This window comes from Mesorhizobium amorphae (genome assembly GCF_014843845.1).
GTDB lineage: Bacteria > Pseudomonadota > Alphaproteobacteria > Rhizobiales > Rhizobiaceae > Mesorhizobium > Mesorhizobium amorphae_A.
The window spans coordinates 19,206-29,874 of sequence record NZ_JHQS01000038.1; the positions used below are offsets into that span (position 1 = coordinate 19,206).

Sequence of the window (10,669 nt, forward strand, 5' to 3'; positions counted from 1 at the left end):
TTTTTCAAGTATGATGCTTCTCTCCTTCCGCCATGTGCGAAGAGGTCTGACAGATCTGCTCGTACAGATCCCCGAAGGTTGCCGCCTTAAAAATCTCATGCAGATGAGGCGCCCTCCAGCGGCCGCTTTTCGTCAAACGGACTTGAAGTGCTGTGGCGAGAAGGCTGTCTCCGCCCATTTCGAAGAAGTTATCGTCCAACCCTATTTCTTTTACGCTCAGGAGAGACTTAATTTCATCCAGAAATGCATTCTTCACATTATCGCCAACGAGCGCGTTCCCCTTATTTTTTCCGACTCCTTTGGACAGGGATATTTTCTCCTCGTCCTGATCGTCGGTCGTGATTGTCCGAATCTGGTCAACCCATTGCCTTATGCGGGAAGATAACGGTCGTGTCGCTATGATTACTTGGCTGTTGTCGACCGTTGCCAGTATTCGTTTGATGATGTCGATCCCCTCATCGGGACTGAGTGCCAAATCCTTCGCCTTAGATGTCTCGTATGCGGAAGTCACCTGCTCCCCATAGGAGTAATCCCAGTCATCCCAGTTGGAATTGATCCACCGGACGCCGAGTTTGCCCGGCACCTGGCGTGCAAAAGCGTCCATGAACCTGTTCGCGGCTGCAAAATCTGCCATCGCTAGCCCGCCTAGAATGGACGCCAAAGACGAGAAAAGGAAGACAAACTCGGGTATTTGGGCGTAGGTGGACTTGATCCGCTTGATTGCGCTGTAAAGGTTGCGGGTTCCGACGACTTTGGGGGCGAACTCACTGGCGAAGGTCGTATCTTCCATCTCTGAAAGGAACCTCAGATCGGCCAGTCCAGCGGCGTGGAAGACACCGTCGATCCGCCCCAGCTCGCGAATGGTGGTGTCGAGCGCTCCTAACAGGCTCTCGAAATCGGATACGTCGGCCTGGCGCAGAATCACCTGACCCTTTGCGCTATCCAGAGCGGCCAATCGAGACATCCAACCATTGTCATCGAGATCTGCGGACTTCCAATCCGAACTGTCGGGTACCGCACGGCGGGTTAATGCGACCACCGTCGCTCCAAGGGCTACAAGATGCTCAGTCAGGGAAAGACCTATCTTTCCGAGAGCTCCTGTGATCAGATACACGCCGTCTGGTCGCAGGACCTCCCCTCCCCCCGAGGTTTGTTCGGCGAGGGTTACCTCGGGGAAGTGCAGCACCCACCGCCGGTTCCCTCGGAGGGCGACGACCCCATCGGGACCGGGCACGCCGCGCCAGATTTCAGCAACGAGCCTATTAGTGATACCCGGGTCGTCGATATTCAGGTCCACAACCCGACAATCGACCATCGGATTCTCCTGCGGCAGGACGATGGCGGGACCGAAGATGCACGCCTTTTCGGGATCTATAGGTTCTTCACCGACTTGGACCATCCGGTCACCAACAATCCAGACATCGACCTGAGTCTGCAATGCCAGTGTAGAGAGAACTCGCGCCAAATCGAATATCGCGTCGTAGCTCCGGAAAAGATCGGTCTGCACCGTACCGGAATCCCTGGACGCGTCGGCGCAGCCGCTCAGGTGCCAAAGGCAGAGAATGCGGTCAGCGGGACGGCTCGAAGCGATTTCGGCGTCGAAGAGCGCCTTCAGACCTTCTCGGGTTGGATCAATCATCACGGTTGACCCTTTGACTTTCATGGGCGGATTCGAGGGTCTGGCTCGTCGGCAAACACGAACAACCTCATGACCAGCATCCGCCAACTGCTGCGTTATGCTGTTTGCCAGCACGTCTCCCGCGCAATCCACGTCTCCGGACGACCGATCTGCGAGTATCAGCCAACGCTGCGCCTTTGTACTCCCGTCACCGAGAATCGTGCGGGGGAGGATTTTCTCTGTCCAACTCTGTGCGTAGATGAACGCCTCTCCCCTGCGCCGCTCTCGCTCCGCGGTCTGCGGCACCACCGCCAAGCCAGCAGGCTGACCGTCCGGCCAGCAACGGTGACGATCAAACGAGTACGTCGGAAGCGAGACCCTTCGGCGAGAACCGAAGGGTTCCAATTGATCACTGGCTCGTTTCCAATCCACCGTAACACCCAAGGACCAGAGGTTCCCAAGACATTCCAGAAGAACATGACGATCGGTGAACTCCTGGTCATTCTTCCCACGCGTGGCTGAAACCACCGCAGAAATTCTGGCCTTACGATCCTCTGAATTGATTGTTTCATGTGCGAAACGCGCCAGATTGCACAAGGGGCCAAGGTCAATGAGCGCAGTTGCACCGGCCGCAACGATGGCCGCAAGAGACCGATCGAATCGGATCGTTCCGCTTGCTTGCCTGCTCCAGTAGGTCTCGGGTAGAGGCACCTTCGCCCGGTGGAGATAGCCTCCTGAATTCAGAGCGATGGCCAAATCCGGTACTCGCTTCTCGAGCGTGCGGACGTGTGCGTCGATAGTATCAGCTGCCGGTTTCATCAGCGGAGAATGGCTGGGGATGCCAGCTGTATTGAGGATCTGGTTGGGAATCTCTGCTTTTTCGAGCCCCGCCTGAAGCCTTTCAATCAGTTCCCGTCTTCCGGTGAACACGACACTGGTTTTGGAATTCACGACACCGATACTAATATCGCCGGATTCAGCCCGGTCACGCCAAGCGTTTTCCTCCAGAATGCGTTGAGCGTCCTCTGGGCTGCATTTGACCGCAAGCATAGCACCGTCGACGCCAAGACTCGCCATCGCGCGACTACGAGCGACCATCAGCGCCATAGCATCTTCCGGTTTCAGAATGCCTGCTAGGGTGGCCACGACGTATTCGCTCATGCTGTGTCCGACAAGATAGTCGGGACGCACGCCAAACGCTTCCAGCAATTGTGCCATAGCGTACTGCACGGAGAAGATCATGACGTTGATTTCTTCGAAGGAAGCGTCCGTGTAGGCGTCATTTTCCCCAAACACGAGTGACTCCAGATCACGATCTAGGATGGGGCGACTAGCGGCCGCACAAGTTAGGAACGCTCCGCGAAAGTCGGACACGTTATCAAACAGGTCCTTGAACATTCCCGCGTGCTGCACTCCACCGCCTGGCAGCATGAACGCAATTGACGGCGAGGAAGGGATTCGATCAGCCACGCGATCAGCCTCTTCCTCTAGTCTCTTGATGGCCATGTCTAGGTTGCGCACCACAACGACCGTCCGATGATCGAAATGGCATCTTGCCACTCGGAGCGTATGAGCGACGTCACCGAGATCGACCTCCCGGTTGCGCCGCAGGAACGTGGCTAAATTCCGGCAGGCTCGGCTTAGCGCGGACGGCGTCTTTGCGGACAAGCATAGCGCGTGCGAACCCCGCGCGACCGATCCAGGCCAGGCCCTTGCCTTCTCGTCAATCCATTCCTGCAGCACGACATGGCAGTTGGTTCCGCCAATACCCAAGCAGGTGACACCAGCGGTTCGGGCACGATCCTGCCTACGGGGCCAGGGTCTAAGCTGCTCATTGACGAAGAAGGGGGTCTCTTCCAGATTCAAATCCTCGTTCAGTCGGTTGATGTTGATGGTCGGGGGGATCATGCCTTGCTGCAGGCTGAGCACTGTCTTTATGAAGCTCGCGACCCCGGCGGCGATATTGGCATGGCCGATATTCGGTTTGATTGATCCGAGGGCACAGGTCTTGCCAGTTTCCACTTGCCCAGCGAAAACCTCTGCCAAAGCGCGGACCTCAATTGGATCGCCGACCTTGGTGCCGGTCCCGTGAGTTTCAATGTATTCCACGTCGGCAGGGTCGACCACTGCGGACTCAAGTGCTTGGCGCACAACAGCGGCCTGTCCCTGCGCGCTCGGCGCCGAGAAAGATGATTTGGTGTGGCCATCGTTGTTAATGGCACATCCTTTCATCACTGCGTGGATAGGATCGCCCGCCGCGAGCGCATCTTCAAGCCGCTTGAGAACAACGACCCCGACCCCATCTCCGACCACCGTGCCACTGGCATCGGCATCAAAGGCGCGGCATACGCCGTCCAAGGAATTGATGAAGCCTTCTACATATTGATATCCCGCTTGAGGGAACGTGATGCTGACTGCGCCTGCCAGCGCCATATCGCAATGACCCGCAGCGAGCGACTGAGCGGCAGTGGCGATAGCGACCAGCCCTGTTGAACATGAGGTTTGCACCACAATGCTTGGGCCGCTGAGGTTCAGCATGTAGGACACGCGCGAGGCGAGATAGTCCTTGTCGTTGCCGAGTTCCGTCAGCCAAGCGAGCAGGGCGTCGGTGGGATCGAGAAGGCCTTCTACTTTCAAATGGTGTAGCAGATAGAGTGGCAGGAAAGACCCGGCGAAGACCCCCGTCCGGCCCTCGTGCTGGGTTGGTGTGTACCCAGCCGACTCTAGTGCCTTCCAGCAGCATTCGAGGAACAGTCGATGCTGCGGGTCCATCAACGTCGCCTCACGTGGCGATAAGCCCCAAAAACCCGGATCGAAGACGTCTACATCATCGAGATGGGCGCCCACGCGGATATAATCGGGGCGCTTCAGGACCCCCTCCGGAATCCCCCGCTCCTTGAGGACCTGCGCCGAGAGGGGTGCGATCGAGCAGACACCTTGGCAGAGGTTGCCCCAGAGCGCTTCAATAGTCTCCGCGCCAGGGAAACGCGCGCTCATGCCAATCACCGCAATGTCCATTGCGGTACCGCGTCGTCCCTCGACCGCCTTAGTATGCGCCGTGCCCGGCGAGACTGGCGGTGTTTTGGGGAGCGCCCGGTTTTGGGGCCGTCCCTGCTCGCCGAGGCGCTTGCGGAGAAGAGCCGCAAGCTCTTTGAAAGTCGGGTTGAGGAAAACCTCCACCACACGGAGCTCCATCTTCAGACTCTCGCGAAGCTGCGCGCAGAGACGGGCAGCCAGAAGAGAATGTCCGCCGCAGTCGAAAAAGTTGTCGCCCGGATCTTCAGCTTCTACCTGGAGAAGGTCGCGCCAGGCAGCGCGAAGTGCGGGTTCGATCTCGCCGGCACCTGTCACGGGAATGCACGCCTCTTCCCCAACGTGGCGAAGGCGCGACCAATCGAGTTTCCCGTTCGCCGCGATGGGCAATTCCTTCACGGCAACGAAGTCTGACGGCATCGCGTAGTGGGGCACCTCAGACTTCAGATGCGCACGCAAAGAAGCCTGCCACCCCTTGCACCGATTTCGCAAGACTACATAGGCAATCAGTCGATCAGGCTGGCCGGTCGTCGCATCGAGCTCCGGCATGACTGCAGCGGAGCAGACGGCGGAGTGCCGGAGCAAAGCAGCTTCTACAGACCCTGGGACGACGCTATAACCTCGGATCTTTATCATGAAAGCGCAGCGCCCGATTATTTGCAGTTGGCCGCCGGGCAGCATGCGGCCAAGATCGCCCGTGCGGAACATCGTGCCATCAGCACGGAACGGGTCGGGAAGGAACCTTTCCCGTGTCATCTCCGGGCTGTTGAGATATCCGTCACCAATTGCATCGCCTCCGACGAAGACCTCGCCCACGAAGCCGAGCGGCACGGGTTCGCGCTGTTCCCCGAGGACATAGACACTGACATTGTTCTGAGGCGGTCCGACCGGGACTACCTTTGGTGTTGTCGCAGGATCGATCTCGCTCAGGTCAATATGCGTAACGTCATAGGTCTCTGCCACGCTATAGTGATTGATGATTTTGACGTGCGGCAGCGCGTCCTTTACACGCGCAACCAACGCTGCTGTTACCACTTCACCTGATAGATAAATCAACCGAAGATCCGGAAGGCGGGAAGCGACATCAAAGACGCCGCTGCTGACAAGCACATCCAGCAATGAAGGCGTAAACAGTACTCTCGAAATTCGATTGCGCTCCAAGTATTCAACCAGCCGGGGTGGATCGTAAATGACCTCGTCGGGAATCAGGTAGGCTGGCGTCCCGGCGAGGATCGGTCGCATTATCTCCCAGACCAAGAAGATATTAACCGCCTCGCGCTCATCAGGCGCGTACGGCAGCGCGTGATAGCGCCATTGGTAAGAGCACACAGCGCTTCGGTGGGGGCAGACGATCCCCTTCGGTTCGCCAGTCGTGCCGGATGAAAACACAATCTGGGCCGGGGCATCGAGATGGACCGATTGCGGACTGGCCGGACCGGGGTCGCTGAATAGCGCTTGCCAATCCTCGTCGAGCGACAGCGCAAGACCCAGCCAGTCAGGCGGAAGGGTAGCTGCGAATCGGCTATTTGTAACAACGATTTCGACGGCTGCCGTCTCGAGTATCCGCTTGAGCGCCGCAACGGGCTGAGCTTTGTCAAGCACGACATAGGCCGCTCCTGACTTAAGAATACCGAACAGTGCGACGGCGTATTCGGGTGAAGTATCCATAAGAATACCCACATGTGAACCTAGGCTCTGCCCGCGTTCGAGGAGATATCTGGATAGCGTCTCGCTCAGGTCATCAAGATCGCGGTACGTGAGGATGGCAGCCTCAGAGACAACGGCGGGCGCCTCCGGGCTGAGGGCCGCTTGTTTGCGGAGGCGGTCATGCAGTGGCAGGTCAGGATAAGGCAGGGCCTCGGAAATTTGTATCGAAGCCGGGAGGTGTGCCGTCACTTCCCGCACCTCTCGCAGGAGGGTCGACACCACTTCCTCAGTCATGGAGTGGGTGAAAAAGTGATCCCCATCAAACATAACCCGGGCGAAGCGCGACGTCGTAAATCGGCGCCACTCGTCTAAGTCATCAGCATTCAGCATTTGATCCTCAACGCCCCCCATTGCGGTGATCGCCGCGTTAAGAGGCGTTGGCAGGCTGCGATCGTAAGTCTCCGCGACTTCGAAGTCGGCCCGCAGTGGTGGCAAGATGAAATCCAGTAGGAGTTCCTCATTTGCCAGGGCCTCCGGAGGAACCATGCCAAGGGTCCCGACCAGATCGGTCAACTCATCATCCGCGTACCTGTACATCGGTGGCTCGTCCGCCGGTACATCTGCCGATTTGTGAGCAGACACGACCACATGAAAGGGAGAGGGCCTACCGGCGCTCTCAAGGGAGCGAGCGATTTCGTAAGCCACAAGGGCACCTGTGCTATGACCGAAGAATATAAAAGGCCGGTCGCTGTACCCGCGGAGCGCCTGAGTGACCATGGATACCAGTACGTCCATGCTGCGAATGGCAGTCTCAGCTGATCGTTTACCGCGCCCGGGAAGATCCAGGCAAATCAGCTCAACGTCTTCGGGAAGATAGTCAGACCAATTACGGAATGATTGGACGCTGCCACCCCCATGCGGGAAGCAAAATATCCGATACGACGGTTCGAGCGAGCTCTTTACGACGTTCAGTAAGGTTTTGACCTCAGGAAGAGAGTTTTTCATTTCTGGCCACCCATGCCGATGAAGATTCCGTTTGCAGGCGCCGGCCCTATTCGGCACTCGCGTCATTTCCCATCCGAAGTGCACTATCCTGCCGGACCGCTGGCCTTATGGGGCACACGGAGAACCCAGTAGTGCGCGCCCTCCTCCGCGACGTATTTGCCGTCGCTTAGACACTGTGCCGTCACAAGCACGCCCGCATCCTGCAGACGCCGCACCTCATTTTCAAAGGATGCGGCTTGCGCATAGCTTTTGCGCGTGCTTGCGATGATGAATCCGCTGGGCCGTGTGACGCGAGCCAGTTCGCACAGCGCGTCCGGTCGGACGTGCCCGAGCGTGAAGACGCCGCAGCAGACCGTTATGTCATAAATCGCACTGGAGTAGTCGGAGAGCGGCCCGTTAAGGTCGACATTGGCTTTGACATGGCGGTAGACGCGAGTTTTTCGGGCCTTTTCGGCCATCTCCTCGGAGAGGTCGAACCCGTCGAGCAACTGGAAACCGAGGCGCTTCAACTGCGCGCCCACGAGACCCGTACCGCACCCAGCGTCCAAGATTGCGATGGCTGCTCGGTCGTTGGCCAAATACGCTGTCTGCACGGCGCCAGCCAGTTCCGCAACCACCGTCGGCCCGCAGTACCCCTCGCGGTCGACATCCAGTTCATAGGAACTCGCCCAACCGCGATAGAAGTGGGCCAAGCGAGCGGCGTCACCGTCGAGCACGTGGGAAGCCTTGATGCGCTCTCGTGCGGCTTCCTCAAGTGCGGTCTGTCGATCCAGGTTCATGATAGTTCCTCCATGTAGGCAGATGGGTGCGACACAGTCTTCACGGGCGTGCAATGGCCGCTGCTGAAACTGTGTTCCTTGCCACTATGCGGATTATGGCTATGAACCATGCGAAGGTGCCTAGACACCAAACTACGCGCATCACTCGGGATCATGCCGCATCCGAGATCGGACGGCCCGTTAATGATCAGGCAATCGATGTGGATGGGGTCGCCAGACAAAGACTCAAATGAGCGTACCTGAAAGTCGCTCAGTCGGACGTCCTCTAGCGAAAACATATGTCCACCCCTCGGGTTGATCCGTCCGACGGGATCAGGGAGGATTTCTTGATCTGGCTGATGCCGGTCTCGCATCGAAGCTCTCCAGGATAAGCCGTCAACGTTCCCCAAGACGAGGGCAAAAAACTCGCCGAGACGAACTAATTTATATTCTCAGTAGCGACCGTACCAGCAGCATGCAGCTGCTAAAAGATGATTTTTACGACTTTTACATTACGTTATGTAACGAATGTTTAACTATATATACGTATCTCCCATTCACAATTCCGGAAGTACTCTGATATATATTTGTAACAATTCCATTCCCAAGCTTTTGCCTGGACGTTGCATTTGAAATCGATCCGCGAGGAATTCGCGCTGCGAAGGGGGTTGGTTTCAGGTCCCGAGTGCCGCAGTTGAGATGACCGCTCCTATTTCGAAGGCTGCCGCTTGCGCTCTAGTCAGCTGCGGTCAGGCGATGGCAGTGAAACAAGCTAATCGGATCAAATGAATTGACAGAAAACGCTGTCCGTCGGGCTGAAACGCTTCATCTGTCGCTCCCCTCGGCGGCTGGGTTGATGAGAACACCCCCTCCATTTGGACACCTCGAAAAACCTCGCAATCGAGAACGCATTTTGATTCACTTCGCCTTGTGGTTTGCTCGGAGGCGTTGGATGCGGGGACAGGCGGGGGTTCTGGGACATTGATAGCGTGATGTGCGGCTGAGCGAGGCCGGCGATCCACTGGAGAAGCTGAATGCGGTGGTGCCTTGGGAGGTTTCCGCAAGCCTTTGGCCAAGGCGCTGAAGCGCTGCGATGACGCCAAAGGCGGCCGGCCGCCCTTTGATGCGGTGATGATGTTCAAGATCATGGTGCTGCAGGCGCTCTGCAGTCACTCGGACGATCAGGCCGAGTTTCAGATCCAGGACCGGCTGTCCTTCGCAGCATGCTTCCATGGCCACAATGCAAGCGGGCAGCTTGCCGACGAAATCCGCAACGCCGTCACGACGAAGACGCCGGCGCAGAACCACAGCACCAGCTTTATCCAACCCGACGAGGCTGCACACGTTCTTGCCAAGATCAAATTCCAAGCACGAAGATCGACATCAGTCCGTTCCTCTCTCGTTACAAAAAAGAGCAATTCTAACGGATATCTCGGAGAGGGGCGGGCCATCCCGCAATCACAAATCGCCGCACCGCAAAACCCGTTCCTCGATTTTCCAAACGTCCTCTCAGCTATCCACTTAAGTACGCAGGGGCACTTGCCCAGCTTAGATGGCTCCCGGAACTCGTCGTTAGGGCAAGGTTTATGCAAGCGTGGTAGGCTTCCGGTCAATCAATGTGTGATGATGTCTTGTCGATGGTCATCCTCGTGTCCATGATCGGCGCCGGTGCGGTCTGGGCGACGAGATCACCCGATCGATCTCTCGCCTGCAGGTCGGACGAGGCGTCGAAGCTGGCTTCGCTGTCGTTGTTCGACTCTTCACGCGATCGGCAGCGGCAGCTTTTTGGTGCGGCCGCCATCGATAACGTAGACCTGACCGGTCACGAAGTCGCTTTCCTCCGAGGCAAGCCAGACTGCGAGATTGCCCACGTCCTTCGGTTCGCCCAGGCGCCCGACCGGATGCATGCAAGCAGCTCCCTGCGGACGCGGGCGCTGTCCGCCATGCGGTCGATATAGACTTCGCTCAGATCGGAATTGATCCAGCCCGGCGCAATGGCATTGCAACGGATGCCCTCGTGCCCGTGGTCCACGGCGACCGCCGCCGTGAAGCCGTGAATGCCCGCTTTCGAGGCCGAATAGGCGGGATGTCCTGGGTTGGACGCCAGCCCTTCGATTGAGCCGATGTTGACGATGCTTCCCTTGCCCCGCTGCCGGAGATGCGGCATTGTCGCCTTTGTCATCAGGAATGGGGCCTTCAGATTGATGTCCATCATCTGGTCCCAGTCCGCCTCGGTCATCTCGTCGACCGTCTTCTCGAACATGATACCTGCGTTGTTGACGAGGATGTCCAGGCCGCCGAACCGCTCGACGACAGTCTGGACAGCCGAGGCAATTTCCTCGGAGTTGGAGAGGTCCGCCTTTACGTAAATGATGCCCTCGTTGAGCATCGTCTCAGGCGGCGCGTTCCTCTGCACAACGGCGACCTTTGCCCCCTCCCCCGCAAAGCGCTGGGTGATGCCGGCGCCAATGCCGCGTCCGCCGCCTGTGATGATAGCAATCTTGCCCGCCAGTCTGTCAGCCAGGGATGCCCTCAATAGACCGGCGGGTTCAACCGGTCAACGCAACACCGCTCGCAATCTATCAGCCGGCGTTTCGAAGCCCAAGGT

Annotated in this window: 5 protein-coding genes and 2 pseudogenes; 1 reads left to right on the forward strand and 6 read right to left on the reverse strand. The window is 57.8% G+C overall.

What is annotated here, in order from left to right; genetic code table 11:
- Positions 1–4 precede the first annotated feature (4 nt).
- Together DH08_RS16690 and DH08_RS16695 are read right to left on the reverse strand one after the other, a co-directional pair.
- Positions 5–7,369, reverse strand: coding sequence for an alpha/beta fold hydrolase (locus DH08_RS16690; protein ID WP_345892405.1), 7,365 nt, complete (start codon positions 7,367–7,369; stop codon positions 5–7).
- 17 nt (positions 7,370–7,386) lie between these two features.
- A complete protein-coding gene (locus tag DH08_RS16695) occupies positions 7,387–8,082 on the reverse strand; it encodes a class I SAM-dependent DNA methyltransferase (RefSeq protein WP_210328767.1) in 696 nt (231 codons plus the stop codon).
- Positions 8,083–9,055: 973 nt separating this feature from the next.
- On the opposite strand from DH08_RS16695, the pseudogene DH08_RS16700 reads away from it, so the two are divergent.
- A pseudogene (locus tag DH08_RS16700) lies at positions 9,056–9,324 on the forward strand (transposase); the annotation flags it as partial.
- On the opposite strand, the pseudogene DH08_RS16705 reads toward DH08_RS16700, so the two are convergent.
- The 4 genes and pseudogenes from DH08_RS16705 to DH08_RS16715 all read right to left on the reverse strand — a co-directional run.
- A pseudogene (locus DH08_RS16705) lies at positions 9,280–9,445 on the reverse strand (IS110 family transposase); the annotation flags it as partial. The pseudogenes DH08_RS16700 and DH08_RS16705 sit on opposite strands and share 45 nt — an antisense overlap.
- Before the next feature lie 225 nt (positions 9,446–9,670).
- Entirely contained in the window at positions 9,671–9,862 is a 192-nt protein-coding gene (locus DH08_RS16710) for a hypothetical protein (protein WP_192180347.1), read from the reverse strand.
- Positions 9,822–9,932: an SDR family oxidoreductase gene (locus tag DH08_RS37430; RefSeq protein ID WP_428338480.1), complete on the reverse strand. Its 111-nt coding sequence runs from the start codon at positions 9,930–9,932 to the stop codon at positions 9,822–9,824. The genes DH08_RS16710 and DH08_RS37430 overlap by 41 nt, the downstream gene beginning before the upstream one ends.
- Positions 9,884–10,597 carry an SDR family NAD(P)-dependent oxidoreductase gene (locus tag DH08_RS16715; protein ID WP_345892406.1) on the reverse strand — a complete coding sequence of 238 codons (714 nt, stop codon included), beginning with the start codon at positions 10,595–10,597 and terminating at the stop codon, positions 9,884–9,886. Before DH08_RS16715 ends, DH08_RS37430 begins: the two co-directional genes overlap by 49 nt.
- Positions 10,598–10,669 lie beyond the last annotated feature (72 nt).

Excerpts from the sequence above, each read along its gene's own strand:
- DH08_RS16690 (WP_345892405.1), bottom strand. The coding sequence starts at position 7,369 with ATGACGCGAGTGCCGAATAGGGCCGGCGCCTGCAAACGGAATCTTCAT.
- DH08_RS16710 (WP_192180347.1), bottom strand. The coding sequence starts at position 9,862 with ATGGCGGCCGCACCAAAAAGCTGCCGCTGCCGATCGCGTGAAGAGTCG.
- DH08_RS16695 (WP_210328767.1), bottom strand. The coding sequence starts at position 8,082 with ATGAACCTGGATCGACAGACCGCACTTGAGGAAGCCGCACGAGAGCGC.